The 18,800-nt window shown below is 36.8% G+C and carries 19 protein-coding genes and 1 pseudogene; 5 read left to right on the plus strand and 15 right to left on the minus strand.

Going from position 1 to position 18,800, the window contains the following annotated elements:
* From moaA to W908_RS06035, 4 genes are read left to right on the plus strand one after another with little or no spacing between them, the layout of a single operon-like run.
* Positions 1-996 carry a GTP 3',8-cyclase MoaA gene (moaA, locus tag W908_RS06020; RefSeq protein ID WP_053820355.1) on the plus strand — a complete coding sequence of 332 codons (996 nt, stop codon included), beginning with the start codon at positions 1-3 and terminating at the stop codon, positions 994-996.
* Entirely contained in the window at positions 993-1,229 is a 237-nt protein-coding gene (locus W908_RS06025; protein ID WP_020029041.1) for a MoaD/ThiS family protein, read from the plus strand. Before moaA ends, W908_RS06025 begins: the two co-directional genes overlap by 4 nt.
* Positions 1,230-1,240: 11 nt before the next feature.
* Positions 1,241-1,771 carry a molybdopterin adenylyltransferase gene (gene mog, locus W908_RS06030; RefSeq protein WP_200908874.1) on the plus strand — a complete coding sequence of 177 codons (531 nt, stop codon included), beginning with the start codon at positions 1,241-1,243 and terminating at the stop codon, positions 1,769-1,771.
* 15 nt (positions 1,772-1,786) lie between these two features.
* On the plus strand, positions 1,787-2,473 hold the full coding sequence (locus W908_RS06035) for a heparan-alpha-glucosaminide N-acetyltransferase (RefSeq protein WP_053820357.1): 687 nt from the start codon (positions 1,787-1,789) through the stop codon (positions 2,471-2,473).
* On the opposite strand, the pseudogene W908_RS08870 reads toward W908_RS06035, so the two are convergent.
* From W908_RS08870 to W908_RS06070, 8 genes and pseudogenes are all read right to left on the minus strand, one after another.
* Positions 2,465-3,423, minus strand: a pseudogene (locus tag W908_RS08870) (malonyl-CoA decarboxylase domain-containing protein). The gene W908_RS06035 and the pseudogene W908_RS08870 overlap by 9 nt on opposite strands.
* On the minus strand, positions 3,396-3,776 hold the full coding sequence (locus tag W908_RS08880) for a hypothetical protein (RefSeq protein WP_236849130.1): 381 nt from the start codon (positions 3,774-3,776) through the stop codon (positions 3,396-3,398). Before W908_RS08880 ends, W908_RS08870 begins: the two are co-directional and overlap by 28 nt.
* Positions 3,777-3,820: 44 nt before the next feature.
* A complete protein-coding gene (locus W908_RS06045) occupies positions 3,821-4,354 on the minus strand; it encodes a hypothetical protein (RefSeq protein WP_053820358.1) in 534 nt (177 codons plus the stop codon).
* Positions 4,355-4,359: 5 nt separating this feature from the next.
* Positions 4,360-4,617: a hypothetical protein gene (locus W908_RS06050; RefSeq protein ID WP_020024888.1), complete on the minus strand. Its 258-nt coding sequence runs from the start codon at positions 4,615-4,617 to the stop codon at positions 4,360-4,362.
* The gene (locus W908_RS06055) at positions 4,617-6,980 is read right to left on the minus strand and encodes a nitric oxide reductase activation protein NorD (RefSeq protein ID WP_053820359.1); all 2,364 of its coding nucleotides are present in this window, start codon (positions 6,978-6,980) and stop codon (positions 4,617-4,619) included. The genes W908_RS06050 and W908_RS06055 overlap by 1 nt, the downstream gene beginning before the upstream one ends.
* 9 nt (positions 6,981-6,989) lie before the next feature.
* Positions 6,990-7,793 (minus strand): CbbQ/NirQ/NorQ/GpvN family protein, encoded by an 804-nt coding sequence (locus tag W908_RS06060; protein WP_020024890.1) that lies wholly within the window; start codon positions 7,791-7,793, stop codon positions 6,990-6,992.
* A gap of 77 nt (positions 7,794-7,870) precedes the next feature.
* A complete protein-coding gene (locus tag W908_RS06065; protein WP_020024891.1) occupies positions 7,871-8,230 on the minus strand; it encodes a ribulose bisphosphate carboxylase small subunit in 360 nt (119 codons plus the stop codon).
* A 40-nt stretch (positions 8,231-8,270) separates the two neighbouring features.
* Positions 8,271-9,692, minus strand: coding sequence for a form I ribulose bisphosphate carboxylase large subunit (locus tag W908_RS06070; protein ID WP_020024892.1), 1,422 nt, complete (start codon positions 9,690-9,692; stop codon positions 8,271-8,273).
* A gap of 105 nt (positions 9,693-9,797) precedes the next feature.
* Between W908_RS06070 and W908_RS06075 the strand changes: the two genes are divergently transcribed.
* Positions 9,798-10,694, plus strand: a complete 897-nt coding sequence (locus W908_RS06075) for a LysR family transcriptional regulator (protein ID WP_053820360.1) — start codon at positions 9,798-9,800, stop codon at positions 10,692-10,694.
* A 3-nt stretch (positions 10,695-10,697) separates the two neighbouring features.
* Here the strand turns inward: W908_RS06075 and argJ are convergent, their stop codons facing one another.
* From argJ to W908_RS06110, 7 genes are all read right to left on the minus strand, one after another.
* Complete coding sequence (gene argJ / locus W908_RS06080; RefSeq protein WP_053820361.1) at positions 10,698-11,882, minus strand: bifunctional glutamate N-acetyltransferase/amino-acid acetyltransferase ArgJ; 1,185 nt, start codon at positions 11,880-11,882, stop codon at positions 10,698-10,700.
* A gap of 83 nt (positions 11,883-11,965) precedes the next feature.
* On the minus strand, positions 11,966-13,564 hold the full coding sequence (locus W908_RS06085; RefSeq protein ID WP_053820362.1) for an ABC transporter permease: 1,599 nt from the start codon (positions 13,562-13,564) through the stop codon (positions 11,966-11,968).
* Positions 13,565-13,657: 93 nt separating this feature from the next.
* A complete protein-coding gene (locus tag W908_RS06090) occupies positions 13,658-14,674 on the minus strand; it encodes an extracellular solute-binding protein (protein WP_020024896.1) in 1,017 nt (338 codons plus the stop codon).
* An 85-nt stretch (positions 14,675-14,759) separates the two neighbouring features.
* Positions 14,760-15,410 carry an ABC transporter ATP-binding protein gene (locus tag W908_RS06095; RefSeq protein ID WP_053820363.1) on the minus strand — a complete coding sequence of 217 codons (651 nt, stop codon included), beginning with the start codon at positions 15,408-15,410 and terminating at the stop codon, positions 14,760-14,762.
* Positions 15,411-15,491: 81 nt separating this feature from the next.
* Positions 15,492-16,658 carry a M24 family metallopeptidase gene (locus W908_RS06100; protein WP_053820364.1) on the minus strand — a complete coding sequence of 389 codons (1,167 nt, stop codon included), beginning with the start codon at positions 16,656-16,658 and terminating at the stop codon, positions 15,492-15,494.
* A gap of 17 nt (positions 16,659-16,675) precedes the next feature.
* Positions 16,676-17,881: a diaminopropionate ammonia-lyase gene (locus W908_RS06105; RefSeq protein WP_053820365.1), complete on the minus strand. Its 1,206-nt coding sequence runs from the start codon at positions 17,879-17,881 to the stop codon at positions 16,676-16,678.
* 36 nt (positions 17,882-17,917) lie between these two features.
* Positions 17,918-18,790, minus strand: coding sequence for a DMT family transporter (locus tag W908_RS06110; RefSeq protein WP_053820366.1), 873 nt, complete (start codon positions 18,788-18,790; stop codon positions 17,918-17,920).
* Between the last annotated feature and the right edge of the window lie 10 nt (positions 18,791-18,800).

Consider the following 18,800-nt stretch of genomic DNA (forward strand, 5'->3'; position numbering starts at 1 on the left):
ATGAATCAGATTATTGATCCATTTAATAGGCGTATTACTTATCTAAGGGTCTCTGTAACAGATCACTGTAATTATCGATGTCACTATTGTAGAGACGAAGATCATCAAACGCATACAAAAAAATCTCAGGTTCTTACTTTCGAAGAGATAGCAAAAATTGTTCGCTTGTTTGCTGAATTAGGCGTAACCAAAGTTAGGCTGACTGGTGGAGAGCCACTTCTTCGAAAAGACATTCTTGATTTAACAAAGATGCTGGGAGAAATACCTGGCCTCACTGACATTCCGTTATCAACTAATGCTCACCTCTTGCCTGGATTGGCATCAAAACTTAAAAATAATGGCATCAATAGGGCTAATATTTCAATTGACTCTCTTGATCCAGTTCGTTTTAAAGAGATTACAAGAGATGGCGATTTAGACAGAGTGATCAAAGGTATAGATGCTGCAATTTCTGTTGGCATTAAACCCATAAAGTTAAACATGGTTGTGATGAAAGGTATCAATGATGATGAAATTGAATCAATGACTGAATTTGCAATTAATCGAGGCTTAGATCTAAGATTTATTGAAACAATGCCTATTGGACTTGCCGGTATTGAAGCTGTAGACAGACATTACAGCGAAAGAGATATACTTTCCAGAGTGAGGGCTAGTTATGGTGATAAATTATTACCTATCCAGTCAAAACAAACTGATGGTCCTGCAAAGGCATTTAAGATTGAGGGAACACAGACCAGTATTGGAACTATTTCAGCTGTTTCTAATAATTTTTGTAGTAGCTGCAACCGTGTAAGGTTAACTGCTAAAGGGGAATTGATTTTATGCCTTGGTCAAAAAGACTCGGTCTCTTTAAGAGATGCACTAAGATCGGGAATGAGTGACTCAAAAATGAAACAGTTAATTCTTGATGCTATTACCAAAAAACCAGAAAAACATTTTTTTGATTCTGTAATTGATAATATTAGTAGTCGACAAATGGTGGAGATGGGTGGATGAAGATTCTTTACTTTGCCTCTCTTAAAGAAAATTTAAAAACATCTGAAGATGATATTCGTTTTGACTCTCCAGTAACTATCCTATTAATTAAAAAAGAATTAATAGATAGGTATGGAGATCAACACTTCCCTAAAAATATTTTATGTTCAGTGAATCATGAAATGGCCTCTGAAAACACTCTTGTTAAAGAGGAAGATGAAGTGGCTTTCTTTCCGCCTGTTACTGGAGGATAAATAAAATAAGTATGCCTACACCAAAAATAAAAATTGGCTTTCTAACGATTTCAGATAGAGCTGCTAGAGGAATTTATGAAGACATTAGTGGCCCTTCAATGCAAGAATGGATTTTAAAAGCAGTTCAAAGCCCTTATGAAATTGTATCTAAAGTAATTGAAGATGAACAGCCTCAGATTGAAAGAACACTTATTGAAATGAGTGACGAACTAGGTTGCAATCTAATTCTAACTACTGGTGGAACTGGTCCAACAACTCGTGATGTGACTCCAGAAGCTACCGAGGCTGTATGTGAGAGAATCTTTGATGGATTTGCAGAACAAATGAGAATTGTATCACTTCGAACAGTCCCCACTGCAATTCTTTCACGTCAGATAGCTGGAACTAGAGGAAACAGTTTGATCATTAATCTTCCAGGAAAGCCAGTGGCTATCGCGGTATGTCTTGGTGCTGTTTTTTTGGCTGTTCCTAAATGCCTAGAACTTCTGGATGGCTCGATAATTGAAATCGATAAGTCTTTTGTTTCTCAAATATTTGAGTAGTCATTCTAATATCTTATGTCTAATGTAAGAGATTTATCACTTGACCTAATAAGAGGTTTAGCCATCATTATGATGATTGCTTTTCACTTTATTTATGATCTAAACTCTTTTGGCTTTACCCAGATCCCCTTATTTACACATTGGCTTGGTATTGCTTGGCGCTGCTTAATTGTCTTTCTGTTCTTAAGTGCAGTAGGGATTAGTCTAGTTTTAGCGCATAAAGATCATCTAAAATTCAAAAAATTTTTGAAGCGTATATTTTATTTAGGATTGGCAGCCCTTCTAGTTTCTGCTGGAACTTTTGTAATATTTCCAGATGGATGGGTTTATTTTGGTATTCTTCATTTAATTTGGATTTCATCATTGATAGCAATATTATTTGTTAATCACCCGAAAACATCCCTATTAATTGCTGTAATAATTCTCATTGCTTCCATATTTGACCAGCCAGATTTAAGCTTTATTTCAAATATATTTGGGCCTTACCTGCCAATAGGAAGTGTAGACTACTACCCCCTATTTCCATGGCTATCCTTTGTCTTTATAGGGATTTACCTTGGACATCACCCTTATTATAAGACAGTCTTTTCAATGAGATCGCACTGGATTCAAATGATGGGAAGGCATGCTCTAGTAATCTATCTTTCCCATCAGATAATTTTATTTGGTTTAGTGGCTTCAGTGTTCTTCTTGTTAAACTGATAAGCCAAGATTTTTTTTCTTTTTAATTTGAATAGACTTGGTCAGCTTTGAAGAGACTGATACTGGCTGTTGATTTGAATAATCTTCATGATTTTTTGCTACTAAATCTAAATCATACAAGTAATTTACCATAACGCCCCAAGAATCATCCAAAGCATTCTGATTATCGTTTGCATGAGTATGAATATCAAAAAGATAAGCGCCATTCCCTAGATGAAAATGAGCAACAGGGTTTAAAGCAGCCCCTTTACTGTTCTTCTCTTGACTTAAGTAATGGTGTGTTAATCTGCGCAAAATTGCCATTCCTGGCGAAGAATTTCCAGCACATGACTGAATATCTTTGATTATCTGTTCAGGAATTTCATCAGCACCCGATAAGTTAACTTTTTCTACCCATTTTCTAAGTCCTGGAACAGGAGATAAAGTCACAAACTGATTAATTTGGTTAAACTCAAGCTGAATTTCGGAAACCACTTGCTTAATCAAGAAGCTGCCAAAAGAAACCCCTTTTAAGGCTATTTGGCAGTTTGAAATAGAATAAAAAACAGCAGTATTTGCATTTAATGGGTCGATAGGCTTTACAGAAGTATCAAGAATTGGCATTATTGAATTAGGCACTTCGTTCATAAGTGCTACTTCAATAAAAATTAGTGGCTCATTCGGCAGGGCAGGATGAAAAAAGCATACAATCTTCTATCTGAGGCGGCCACTCTATTTTGAAGATCTTCCCAATCAGAAATATCATGAACAGCCTCATACTCCATTATCTTTTCAAGAACCTGTGCACTTGTAGACCAATCAATTCGCTCTAATCTCAGAAAACCACGATTAAACCATGACTTGAATAAGTGAACAAAATCAAAGTCAAGAGACCTTAACTCAGGCAACTCCTTAATGAATGTTAATAGGGAACCCCTCATCTTTAATAAAGCTGGAGTTCCGTTTGGTATCTGGTTAAGCCTTCTAAGAAGATTTGACTCTTTGGCTCTATTATCCTATGTAAGTCTCTCAGTTGACGGTCATCATCAATATCAAGATCACTAATTGCTGATTTAAGTTGGTCACGATCAACACTAAACTCTTTTAATAGTTTAAGAAAAAAAACTTTCTTTTGTTCATCTGAAAGTTTTTCAAAATCCTCCAATACTAATTTTGCTAAGGAAAATAGAGTTGACTCGCCTCTCCTACTTATCAGTTGATGACAAAGATCAATAATGCCCTCAGGACTTGGTTGATTTTGGCTTACTCGACCTATTCCAATTCGCTGAATAATTGAATTTAAAAAATTCTGATGTTGTTTCATCTTGCTCCTGAAATTGAGCAACTATTGTAGATTAATTATTGTAATTATTCAATAGCACTAAAACGAAAGACATTGACTGCAATATAATCATTATAAGCAGCCCCTGACTGAAGCCAATTCCTAGCCTTGACTGAAGATATTTTTGAGTTCAGCTTATCTTCAAGTTGAAGGAATAAGCCATATTTAAAAATATAATCTTCATCTGTTAACATGCACAATTCGCCATCAGAAACAATAAGGCTTTTCTCTGGCATATCTCCTGGCTGAGCAGTAAATGAAGTCTCACCATTTTCATTCATCAAGTCTGATAATTTTGTTTCAAAATATTCTTTACTGAGTGGGCTATGTGTATAGTAATTTGTAAACAAATCTTCAGACTCAATCTCTAAGTAACCTCTCAAATCCTCAATAGAGGAAAACCTTTCATCTTCTATCCAAAAGATCACAAAGGCACCATTTGAGACCCCAAGACCTAACTCTTTATCCTGAATCATTACAAGGGCGGAGCCATTAAGGATCGACTTCAAGAGATTTTGATCTAACGTTTTTATTTTGTTTTTAAAGTCACTTAGGTTCATATTATTTAACGTGATTGATATAACATAGACTTAAGGGTTTGAAAGTTAGTAGCAATTTTTCTTAGCGAATCTTCACCATCATCATTACTAACACTCCCCTCTTCAATTTCCTTGACTTTATCAACATACATTTTCTTCAGTGTATTTGTTGTTGCCAAAATTTCGTATACAGTTGGGGCTGCCTTATCCTTCCAATTTTCAGGCAAAAGAAAAGGATAACTTGGATCAAAATCTATTAATTTATCATCTTTTTGAATTACCATCACTTTGTTAGCGATATAAATAGTTGAGGCAATCTTTCTGGTAATTTTTCAAGGTTATCAATCACCATAAAACGATTTTTTCCAAAAATCCTAGCCACATACTGGTCAGCATATGGATCTAAACTGATGCAAAATGTTACAATGCCATGACCTCTAAGCTCTTCAACTGCTTTTTTTGCGTCCATACGAAGATGTTGTGGGTCATCTACATCGATATCTGCGGGCTCACCATCTGTCAAAACTAATAAAATTTTCTTTGCAGAAGACTGCGTTAATAAATCGATACCAGCATGTCTGATCGCCGCCCCCATCCTTGTCGAAAGACCCCCTTTAATTCCAGCCAATCTGCCTTTTACTTCATCATTAAAACTAAAATGAAATGGCTTGAATCGATAATACTGGACATCATGCCTTGAGTCTGAGGCAAAACCTGAAATCGTTAAATTGTCTCCAATTTTATCGATTGCCCATGAAAGCAGCGAGGTGGCTTCTCTCATTAGCTCCAGGATTGTCTTTTCACTCCCAACAACCATGTCATTTGTCGACTCAGACAAATCCATAAGAAGGTTAACTGATACATCTCTAATGTGCTGAACCTTCTTAACATATATTCGATCTGAGGGTGTTGTTCCTACCCTGATATCCGACAGCGCTGTGACGCATGCGTCAATATCAAGCTCACTACCCTCTTGTTGCTTTTTTAACTTAACGAGTCCTTGGGGCTGCATCTGGTCAATCGCATTTTTGAGATTATTTGCAATCGGCTTATGCTCTTTAAGAATATTATTGATAACCTCAGAGTTACCCTTTCGTAATCTTCTTTCATAAAGCGTTGCCCAATTCGGACGATACAACTGTAATTGATAATCCCATTCATTGTAATGAAACGGCTCACTAACAGGCTCTTTACCCTCGATTTCATTAATGCTTACACCATCCAGCTCATCAGGAAAGTACTCTGTCTCAAGTGTCCAAATTTCCTGTGCATCATCGCCTGCAGTCTCTACATCAAGCTCATTATACATCTCCATGATGTTTGCTTTTCTTCTCACCTGTCGCTGACTTGCAGGAACATAATCATTCCCTTCTGAAACCCAGTCCAAGTCCTCATATTCCCATATATAGCGATTATCGTCTCTGTATGAAATGGGAGCAGCAACTAGTGCTGAGGCACTTATTTTGACATCAGTCTCTGATTTGATAATTTCATAATACTCCAAACCTAACTCAAAGCTTATGTCTGAAGAGTTAACGGATACTTTCATTTCTGTATTGAATAATTTTAAAAAATCTTTATTAAATGACTGCTTTGCTTTGTATTTCGAGTCAAGTGCCAACCTTGATAAATCTACTAAGTCAATAATAAATGGATTGAGATCTTTCAAATCCTCATCCTCAGGGTGCAATGCAATCCATAGCTTTTTCATCCCTGGGAACTTCTTAATAGTATTTAATTCAACTCTTAAGTCCTCTATCAAAGAGACACAAGCAACCTGCAATGGATTTAATTGGTCACCTTTAAAGGCTGAAGTTGTTTCCATGATATGCGCTGCTGCATGAGCACAGACTGCTCGATAACAATTTATACCTGGAACAATCCTACCTGAAGCGTGCTTATAATCATCATAAGCGTCTGGAATATGCATTACTCCATATTCAATGTATGGCTTCAAGCCTTTCTTTGTCTCATAGTCTCCAGAGGTTGGGCGCAGAAAAAAATCACGGTTGTAAAATGCTCTCAAATAAAACTGAAGCTTTCTCTGATTATCTATAAAAAGAGTGCCTCGCCTCTCCTGTTCAAGAATTTGCAGTGACTCGGCACTACTAAGCTCAAAATAAGCAATCTGAGCCTTAAAATCTCTATTGAAAGTTTCTGCTCCATACAGAACCCATCGCCTGAGCCCTCCCAAAGTCAGTTTACTTGTTAATAGATCAATGTTATTAAGCATTGGCCTCATTCCTCGAGGGGCAAGTGCAATCATCCTTTCTAATAATCGAAGGTACCCCTTCAACAGATCAAAATCACTCATTCGTCTTGCAACATTTGGGAGGCTTGAAATCATTAAAACAATTACGGCAGCTGAAGTTTGTGAGGACAATTTCATTATCGAAAAGACAATTTCACCAATGATAGACTCACCAACTTCTCTAACAACCATGGGGGTTTCTTCTAGGAATGAAATAACCATGTCCTCACCCTTTCCCATTGCATGAAGGGCGCCAGCACCATCTAGGTACACTTTAAGGCCATTAGGCGTCATCACTTTCGAGGCCTCTACAAAACTTCCAGTTAAAGCATCATGAAGGACGCTAGAGGGGTTTTGAAACTTATCCTCAAAATCCGATAGTTGAACCGAACTCATATCAGTTTTTTATTCAAAAAAAGTATCAATAGCGGCGTTCAAGGTGTCCACGATGTCCAAGTCATCGGTTATGGGATTAACCATAGCAATTTTGCAGGCTGATTTTTGATTCACCTTGTCTGCAATTAGTTGTCCTGCATATACGCACAATCGAGTTGAGATTCCTTCATCTAAACCATGGCCAACTAAGTTTCTTGCTCTTTGGGCCACTTGAACTAACTTGATAGCAGTTTCTTTATTGACACCAGACTCTTTTGCAATAATATGAGCCTCAGTTTTTTCATCAGGATAATGAAAATTAAAGCCGCAGAATCTTTGCTTTGTTGACTGTTTAAGGTCTTTCATTAAGTTTTGATAGCCTGGATTATATGAAATCACTAACTGAAAATCTGGATGTGCCTCAATCAACTCTCCCTTCTTATCAAGCGGCAAGGTTCTTCTATAGTCAGTAAGTGGATGAATTACAACAGTTGTATCTTGTCTTGCCTCTACCACTTCATCTAAATAACATATACCACCATAGCGAGCCGCCATTGCTAATGGACCATCTTGCCAAATAGTACCCTCTTTATCAAGCAAAAACCGCCCCACGAGATCACTCGCAGACATATCTTCATTGCAAGCAACAGTGATTAATGGTTTATCTAATTTATAAGCCATATATTCTACAAAGCGAGACTTGCCACAACCAGTTGGCCCTTTTAGCATTACTGGCATACGGTTCATGTAGGCAGCTGTATACATTTCAATTTCATCTTCTTGGGGCTGATAGAAGGGCTCTTCAGCAATTTTATATTGGTCTAATTCATTCATAATTTAATCCTTTCGAAAAAAAAACCCCTGCTGTTAGACAGGGGTTTATCCAATCAAGCTATCATGATTTTACTTGATTATTTAAAACCTTTGCCTCTGTAAATAACCATAGATGCACCTTGTGACTGAGCATAGTTATCATAACCAATTAAACGCACATGATTGTCAGGGTTAGCCTCATGACATGCTTTGCATTCATCAAGAATAGTATCAATATCTGTTTCTCCAAAAAGAGGTAATTTCCACATATACCAATAGTTTCCAGTTGCATTTTCTACCTCAGTATGCTCTACTCCTGGATTGTATCCCTGATCAACAATATATTGAACTTGCTCTCGGATTTGCTTGTCTGTCATTGCTGGTAAGTATGAAAATGTCTCAAATTTTCTACTCGAATTATCACTTAAGCGTGAAGGATAGTCTTGAACTTTACTCATAATAGTTTCCTTATATTTAATTTATTCTATACAGTCAATTTTATTTATGCTGTATATCTAATTTATCAACAGTATCAAACTCAAATTTAATTTCTTTCCATGTTTCCATCGCCACTTTAAGCTCTGGTGAATGTTTTGCAGCATTGGTGAGAATATCTTTAGATTCCTTCTCTAGCTCTCTTCCTGCATTTCGAGCTTCAACACATGCTTCAACAGCAACTCGGTTTGCAGCAGCGCCAGCAGCATTACCCCAGGGATGTCCTAGCGTACCACCTCCAAACTGAAGTACTGAATCATCACCAAAGATATTAACTAAAGCAGGCATATGCCATACGTGGATGCCACCAGATGCTACAGGTAACATCCCAGGCATTGAACCAAAATCTTGATCAAAGAAAATACCTCTTGAACGGTCCTCTTTAATAAAACTATCACGCATACAATCGATCCAACCTAATGTAGAATCGCGATCACCTTCAAGTTTACCTACAACAGTTCCTGAGTGCATATGATCACCGCCAGAAAGCCTTAGGCATTTTGCAAGAACCCTAAAGTGAATACCATGGTTAGGGTTCCTATCAACAACAGCATGCATAGCTCTGTGAATGTGAAGCAATAGTCCATTATCACGACACCAGTTTGCGAGGCCAGTATTTGCTGTAAAGCCAGCCGTAAAAAAGTCATGCATAATTATTGGTGTACCTAACTCTTTTGCATACTCAGCACGCTTATACATCTCTTCAGGAGTTGGCGCTGTCACGTTTAAATAGTGCCCTTTACGTTCACCTGTTTCTTTTTCAGCTCTCTCAATGGCATCTTGAACGAATCCAAAACGATCTCTCCAACGCATAAATGGTTGTGAATTTACGTTTTCATCATCTTTTGTAAAATCTAGACCGCCTCTAAGTCCTTCATAGCATGCACGACCATAATTCTTAGCCGAAAGACCTAATTTAGGCTTAATGGTGCAACCCAACATGGGGCGTCCATACTTATTCATTTTGTCTCTCTCAACTTGAATTCCGTTAGGTGGACCTCCACAAGTCATAACATAGGCAATTGGGAATCGAATATCTTCAAGTCTAAGGGCTCGCAGCGCTTTAAAACCAAATACATTTCCAACAAGGGATGTTAAGACATTAACAATAGACCCTTCCTCAAATAAATCAATTGGATAGGCAATAAATGCATAAATAGCATCATCCGAACCTGGAACGTCTTCAATTCTGTAGGCTCTACCCTTATAGTGATCAAGGTCTGTCAACAAATCTGTCCATACTGTTGTCCAAGTTCCAGTTGAAGATTCCGCAGCAACAGCTGCAGCAACTTCTTCTCTTGGCACACCCGGCTGAGGCGTTATTTTAAAACATGCAAGAATATCAGTATCTTTTGGCTCGTATTCGGGCATCCAATAGGTATCTCTATATTCTTTTACTCCAGCATCGTATCCTTTTTTTGCCATTCTATGTTCCCCTCTATGGTATTTGTATTAAAAATGAAAGTCATTATAAATGTCAATATAAATAATGTAAAATAATATTTATTTATATAATCATTAGTTTTACTTATGATTAATTATACTCTCAAACAACTCTATAGCTTTGAATCTGTAATCAGACTTGGAGGCTTTACAAGTGCCAGTAAAGAGCTACATATCACTCAGCCTGCTGTTTACATGCAGATTCAACAATTACAAGAAAATATTGGTACTAAATTGTTCGATATCAATGGAAAAAAAATTAGCCCAACCTTTGTAGGCAAAAAAATTTATAAAACTGCTCTTGACACCATTAGCTCTCTTGAAAGCTCTAAACTTGAAATTGATGAAATTTTAAAACCTGACTCTGGACACCTTCAAATAGCAGTTGCGACGACAGCAAATTCCTTTATTAGCGCCTTACTTGCAAAATTTAAAAAAGATTTTCCAAAAATGACCTTTTATATTGATGTAACCAATAGACAATCACTCCTTGATAATCTTAAAAATAATAATGCGGATCTTGTGATTATGGGCGAGCCACCAAAAAATATTCCCTTAACTTCTCAAGCTTTTATGCAAAACCCCTTGATTGCTATTGCTCATCCTGAGAATGAATTACTCAGTAAAAAAGATATATCAATTAAAGATTTGTCTCAGGAAACTCTTCTTACTAGAGAAATTGGATCAGGCACAAGAATTACAATTGAAAGATTTACAGGTCTAAATTTTAATTCTGATATTCAGATTAATTCTAATGAAGCAATTGTTGAAGCTGTTCAAGCTGGCTTAGGAATTGGGTTTGTGTCGATGCATTCTGTCAATCTGCAACTTAAAAATAAAATCATTAGACAGCTTGATGTAGAGCCATTCCCTATCATAAGACAATGGCACATTGTTCATAATGCCAAAGCTGAATTATCTCCAATTGCTAGAAGGTTTAAACAGTATATTATTGATAACACAAAGAATGAAAAATATCTTTAAGAATTAACTACGGTACTCTGCATTAATTTTTACATAGTCGTATGAAAGATCCGTTGTCCAAACACTTTCAGAAGTCTTTGCATCACCTAAAGCAACACTAATAGTAATCTCAGGTTTTTGCATTTCACTAGTGCCAGATGCCTCTGAATAGTCATTGCTAACCTCTCCAGAAGAAATAACTTGAAGATCATTTAAAAATATATCAATATTATTAATACTCAAGCCATCAATTTTTGATCGCCCTACTGCAGCCAGAATTCGGCCCCAATTTGCGTCACTTGCAAATAGTGCTGTCTTAACTAATGGTGAATGAGCAACCGTATATGCGACTTCTAAACAATCTTTATTAGAATCTAATCCACCCACTTTTACTTCTACAAACTTAGTTGCACCCTCTCCATCCCTAACAATCATTAAAGCTAACTCTTTTGTTAATTCATTAAGTGCCAATTGAAATTCATTTTTACAATCTTTGAGCTGGACATCAGATTTATTGGTAGCGCTCAGAGTACAGGCATCATTTGTTGACGTGTCGCCGTCTACTGTAATGCGATTAAATGATTGATTTACTGCAATTGTTAAACAATCTTGTAGTTCTTCTGAGGATGCATTAATATCACTCACTATAAAACTAAGCATTGTTGCCATGTCTGGCCTAATCATTCCAGAACCTTTTGCAATCCCAGAAAGAGTGACAGTATTCTCACCAACTCTAAAAGAAGTAGAATATGACTTTTCAACTAGGTCAGTTGTCAAAATTCCTTTGGCGACACTCCTAAGGCCGCCTTTAGAAAGAGAACTTACAAGAAGATTTGCATTATTTTTAAATGCATCTATAGGTAACAATTCACCAATTACGCCTGTTGAGAAAGGCAGTACCTGTTCAGGCTTAATAAGAAGTTCTCGGGCTAAAATTTCACATGATTCAAATGTGTGCTCCAGTCCTTTTTTACCGGTGCCAGCATTAGCATTTCCACTGTTAATTAAAAGCGCCTCTACATCAGAGTGTAAGTGGTTTTTTGCAACTATGACTGGTGCAGCACAAAAGATATTTTGCGTAAAAACAGCAGCAGTTTTACTTCCCTTTACAAGTGAGATTAAGGAAAGATCTAGTGCATTATTTTTCTTTATCCCTGAGTAAACGGAGGAGCATTTAACACCTTGAACTTCAAGTAAATCAATACTCATAAAAAGAATTTTAAAATGTAATTAAGATTATTTTACCTAATTCAATTAAAGCCTTCTCTTAATTAAATTTTCAGGTTACTGACTTAATATTTCTTGTTATCAAGTTTATTAAAAAGGAGCATAATAATTGCACCAAAAAATACCATCATTAGAGCTGGAATAGCAGCTCTCTCATATAGCCCTTCAGAGCTCAATTCAAAAACCCTTATGGCAAGCGTATCCCAACCAAAAGGCCTTAAAAGATAGGTAGCTGGAAGTTCTTTCATAACATCAACCGCGACTAACAAGCCTCCAGCTAAAATACCTGGCATCATCATAGGTAGATAAACATCTCTGATTAAACGAAGCCTAGAAGCGCCTAATAATCGAGCACTTTGTCCATATATGGGCTTGATTTGCTCACTGGAGGCACTAGTAGAATTAAAAGCAATTGCCATAAATCTTGATACATAAGCAAATAGCAGCAAAGAAACAGAGCCAAAAAGAATATGGTTTATTGATGAACCGCCAAGATAGATACTAATTAATGAGATGTTTTGAACACCATACAGCAAGCCAACTGCCATCACTGAACCTGGTAATGCATATCCAAGAGTTGAAAATCGAATCAGCAACTGCAAGCCTTTACTCTCTGACTTTCGTCGACTAGGAAGTGCCAATACTGTTGCAACAAAAACCGTTAAAACGGTTGCACTGAGTGTCAAAATTCCACTGGATACAAAATAGTCAAAATAGCGATGAGTCCATTCAATAGAGAATAATTCAGCACTCCAAATTAATATCTGAAGTAATGGCATTGCAAATGACAACATAAATACACCAAACACAAAAAAGAAGATTAGCCAACCAATAGCTCCTTTTGCATAATAAGCTTTAACATTAGATACATCAGAAGAATAATACTTAGCACTTCCTCTTGCTTTTCTTTCAAAATAGATAAGAAAAAAAGATACAAGAACCAACAATGAGGCTAATTGAGCGGCTACCTCAATTGAACGAAAATCCCCCCATGCTGAATATATTGCAGTTGTAAATGTTGAATAGTTAAATAATGAAACAACTCCAAAATCTGCTAATGTTTCCATCAAAGTTACCAATACGCCGGCAGCAATTGCAGGCCTTGCAAGTGGAACAGAAATTCGCCAAAAGACTCTTAAAGGTTTTGCTCCTAACATTTTACCAGCTTCGATCATTTGCATCTTTTGACGCTTAAATGAGGCTCTTGCCATCATATAAACATATGGATAAAAAACCAAGACAAAAGTCAAAATTATTGCCCAGTATCCTGAACGAATATCAAAACCTGGAATCCCTAAATACTCTCTCAACCATACCTGAGCGTAACCCGAATAGTCAAACACACCAAGATAAACGAAAGCTAAAACATATGCAGGGATTGCAAAAGGAAGAAATAGAGCCCACTCTAGCCAAGCCCGGCCAGGAAACTCCACCATAACAACAAGATATGCCAATATAGTTCCTAAAATACTCACCCCAATTCCAACACCAATCAACAGAATCAAAGTTGAAGTAACAAGGTCAGGTAGTAATGTCTGAGCAAAATGTGACCATAAATCTGTGCCAGGCAAAAGCCATGCTGAAGAAACTACAAATATGGGAAGAGCAACCGTTAAAGCAAGCAGACCTATTAAAAAATTTGATTTGATAAAAACCTTTTTCATTAAGACAAGGATCGAAAAAAGTATTCTATTTTAATAGAAATTATCCAGAGCTTAGATAAAGCCCTGGATAAAGTTAAAGTTCTTCTAGAGTTTTTATTTATATCCCAACCTTTGCATTAATTTAACTGCATCAGCTTGCAATATACCAGCTATGGAAAGATTCATCTTGTCCTGCTTAAAATCACCCCATGAAGAAACAATTTCATCAGAATCAATATTTTGATTTGCAGGATATTCTTTATTGAGAGAGCCATAAATTGCCTGAGCTTCAGCTGAAGACAACCATTCCAGTAATTGAGTTGCACCAGAAGGATTTGAGGCATGCTTAGTTATACCAGCGCCAGAGACATTAACATGAACGCCTGTAGTTTCTTGGTTTGCCCAAAAAAGCCTCACAGGAGCATCTGGAGTTTTCTCAATTAATCGCCCAAAGTAATAAGTATTGACTAATCCAACATCACACTGGCCTGCAATTATTGCATCCATAACATGAGAGTCTTTTGCATTTGGCACTGCTGCTAAATTATTTACCCAGCCACTAATTATTTCAGAAGCCTTATCCTCACCTTGATTATGAATAATTGAGGCAACCAAAGACTTTGTATAAATCTTTTTACTGGTTCTCAAACATAGCCTTTGATTCCAAATACTTGAAGCCAAGTCTCCATAAGTAGATAAATCAGCAGGCTTAACGCGATCAGTACTATAAACAATTGTTCTCGCTCTAACTGACAGTCCTGTCCATAGTCCATTTGGATCTCTTAAGTAAGATGGGATGTTGCTTTTAATAGTTTCAGTACTAACACTTTGAAAAATATCCTGAGTACCAGCATACCAAAGATCTCCAGCATCAACTGTCATAAACATATCTGCTGGCGTGTTATGCCCTTCCAACTTAAGTCTTTCTATTAGGTCACCCCCACTTCCAGTTAGATAATTTACTTCTATGCCTGTTTTTTTTGTGAATTGTTCAAAAAGAGGCTTTATCAAATGCTCTTTTCTTGAACTATAAACTGTGACCTCATCCGATGCAGCCTGAATCTGAGTGACAGTGCCCATTAAGATTGTTGAAAGAGTTAAAGAGAGAACGATGGAGCGCTTTATATTCATTGCTTTTTTTCCTTGGTTAATTAAAAGTAGTTGTTGTTTTTATTTCAAATGATAATCATTTATCATTTGCGAATGATACACAATATCAAACAACAAGCAACTGTTTTTTTTCAATTTTTCCAATTTTATCTGCAAATACTTCCGCTTCCTTTTCATCATGAGTTACAAGTATTGATGTGACTGACTTCTTCTTTAGTATATTTCTAACATCCCTAATAAGTTCATCACGATGAGATTTGTCAAGGCTAGAAAAAGGCTCATCAAGTAGTAAAAGTTTGGGTGAGTTAGCCAATGCCCTTGCTAGAGAAACACGCTGCTGCTCTCCACCAGACAGCTGATGGGGGTACTTCTTTTCTATTCCACTAAGACTTATTAGTTCTAAAAGTGAGGTAACTTTAAGACTTTTTTCATCTTTAGCAAGGTGATCTATTCCAAAACTAATATTTTGAAAAACATTCATGTGTGGAAATAGTGCGTAATCTTGAAATACCATTCCAATTTCCCTTTGTTCAGGCCTTACTGAATGAACGCCGCTCATACTAAGATCCTTCCCATCTAGAACTACAGAACCATCCTTAGCTTTCTCAAGGCCAGCAATAAATCTCAGCGCAGAGCTTTTTCCACTGCCGCTATCGCCTAATAGAGCAAAAATATCGCCACTTTCTAGATTAAGATTGAATCCATCTAGGACATGATTTACGTCAAATGTGATTGACAAATTACTTACACTTAGCATTTTTAAATACAAATAATAATGATTCTCATTATTATATAAGAGTAATTCTATAAATGTAGATAATATATCTAGACTTAAAGCCTACTGAATAATTGGTAATTCAGCCGCAGCTCGAATACTGAGCCACTCAGGTCCATCCTCAGTGATAACGATGTTTTCCTCATGAACCATCTCTTTTCCTGGAAGGAATGCCATACCTGGCTCGAGTGTTAGTACAACTCCAGGCTCAAGAATAGTATTATCAGTCTGCGTATTGGAGGGCCATTCTGTTAGCTGCATGCCTAATCCGTGACCTAACCTTCCAACAGTGTTTCCTAGTGCGCCGCCTTTTTGAAGAACATCATTCATTGCATTGAATATATCTGAGGTAGTATTACCTACTTGAGCAGCATTAAAGCCAGCCTCAGTCGCCTCATAGGTTACCCTGTATGCTTTTTTGGCTTCATCACTTATTGACCCAAAGGCATAATTTCTGTCAAAGTCACAATAATAACTATCAAATACTGAACCAGTATCAATGATAAATAAATCGCCCTCTTCTATGATCTTGTCCGTTGGACCCATAATGATTGAGCCATACCCTTCTTGTCCTGAACCAGAAACGATATAGGGCGAGTCATCGACCCCTAATGACAAAAGATGCTGTTTAAAGCGCCTACAATTTTCTTGCTCACTTTCACCAGCACGAAGAAAGCCCTCTAAATCAATAAAGCCTTGAGAAGTAATCTGACATATGTGTCTAATTTTAGCTATTTCTGCCTCTGACTTGACAAAACGAACTTTTCGCATGATTGTGTTAGCATCCTTGATTTCAATTCCTCTAAGATTGCTAATTAAAAACTCATAGTCTTCTAAAGGCATTCGTAAAGTACTTTCCAGAGTTTTTGGGACACCCAACGACTTATGATTCACCATTAATGATTTAATCGATGCCAGAAGAAGGCTAATGCCGTCATCATCAGGATTGGGAGACATCCAAGTCTGGATATCATCGATCCAAGTTCCCTTCATTCCAGACTCACCAATTGTTGGAATAATTGCTTTTGGCTTGCCAGTGCTTGGTATTAAAACGAACCAGGGCCTCGTTGGACTTTGAAAAAATTGAGATTTAAAGCCAGTGTAGTACTCTATATCGACCTGCGTAGTCAATAAAATTGCATCCATCTTTGCTTCAAACATTAACTTTTGAATCTTGCCAAGTCTATTCTCATATTCAGCAATTTCAAATCCTCTTTTAGGAATATTCATTTTTTCTCCATTTGAAACTAGGGGGCACTTAATACTTGTTCGGATGATCTTCCAACTAATTGTTCGTACATTTCCTCATCAGTATCACCCTCTGTTCCAAAAAAAAGAATTTTTGAATTTTCATTAATCATTAACTTTGATTTAAGGTCACTATCATTGCAAGCAATAAGAAAACCAGCTAAACCAGTTACAGCAGACTCACCTGCCACAATAGGCGTTTCTCTGTTAGCTAAAAGTTGCATTGTTTTAGGAATAGACTCATCTGTAATAGTCATAAAATGTGAGGTATAGCTTTCCAGTATAGACCAAGCCAAAACTGAAACTTCTCCGCAAGCAAGCCCTGCCATAATAGTATCTAATTCACCATGCACTGCAGTTGGCTCTCCATTAACAGCACTTTGAAACAAACAGTCCGCATTAACGGGCTCAACGACTATAAATATTGGGGGACACTCGAGACTTTCTACCAAAAAAGAGACTACGGCTGATGGAAAACCTCCAACGCCTCCCTGAAGAAACACATGGGTTGGAGTTTCACCCATTTGTTTGAGAGCCTCATCAACCATTACAGTGTAACCTTGCATCACATCCTTTGGGATGTCTGTGTAACCTTCATAAGAAGTATCAGAAACAACAGTATAGTTATTAGATTCAGCAACTTCAGCAGCAATTCGAACTGAGTCATCATAGTTTCCTTTAATTCGATTCACTAGGGCGCCATATTTGGCAATCGCTTTTTCTCTTCCTATACTCACATTTCTATGAATGTAAATCTCACAATTACAACCAAACTGTTGTGCTCCCCATGCAACTGATCTTCCATGATTTCCATCTGTTGCACAACAAACTGTAAATTTTGATGTTTCTTTTTTATAGACTCCAGAAATTAGGTCTGATGAATTCGCATCAATGCCAAGCTCTTTTAATTTTTTTATCAAAAGGTTTGCAACGGCATAGGCACCGCCTAAAGCCTTAAAACTTTTAAGAGAAAAGCGTGGATTCTCATCTTTATATAGAATCGATGTCACACCAGTGTCTTTTGCCATATCAGAAAAAGAATGCAATGGAGTCGGTTTGTAATTATCCCAAGATGTGATTTCCTTATTTGCAATCTCGAAGCCCTTTAAGCTAAGAATGTGTTGATGCTTATAATCAAAATTCTTCGCACTTGGATTTTTAAAATGCGAGAACGATAATGAAAAGTCACTGTAGCTTTTTGTCATAATATTTTTTAGTCCTTTGGAGGCTCAAATTGTACCTTATACCTCAGAATTGTTGTTTTGTTTTAATTGTCTTTTTTCGATTGTAATTGAAGCAATTGCCACCAATATTACCCCGATGCCTTGTATGAAAGTGATAGCTTCAAGGTAAGCAATAAAACCAAAGATTAAAACAAGTAGTGGCTCAGTGTAACCAATGTTTGCTGTTCTGACTGGACCGTACTTTTTTACAGAGATGTGATAGAAAAGCATGCCAGTTGCAAAAAAAACGCCTGAAACAAGAGAAAGGATTAAAGCTTGATTACTTGGCCAGTAGAAACTTGTTTCATTTAAAAATAGGTATAGAAATCCAAGCGCAGGAATGAGCGTAGTATATTTGACAATCTCCCAATTCTTTAAGGCACTCATTTTTGGAGTAATAATCAAAATTAAAGAATATGAAATCGCTGAAAGTATCGCCAAAACTATACCAATAGCCATTGTGTAAAAGCCATCTTCACTCTGAGATATTGCAGCAATTCCAATTATTGCCAGCAAAAACATAAGTATCGTTGAAACATCTAGCTTCCTTCGGCTATTAAGTGAAACAATTAAATACGTAATTAAAGGATAGGTAAAAAGCACAACACTTGCTAAACCCACTGACATATATTTTACTGCTTCAACATAAAGCCAGGATTGAATACCAAACAAGAAAGAGAGGATTAATAACCAGAGACCTAATTTTTGCTGCTTGATTTTACTAATTGAAAATAAACTTTTAGTTATAACTAATGACGTAAAAAAAGTTGTACCAAAACGAATAAATAAAAACAGAAATACACTTACCTCTAAAGTATAAATGAGAGGAATCATGCTAACATTAAGCGCATAAAACAAGGAGGATAAAAGTGCAAAACGAATTACAAACATTTGGACCTTA

Source organism: Candidatus Pseudothioglobus singularis PS1 (genome assembly GCF_001281385.1).
GTDB lineage: Bacteria > Pseudomonadota > Gammaproteobacteria > PS1 > Pseudothioglobaceae > Pseudothioglobus > Pseudothioglobus singularis.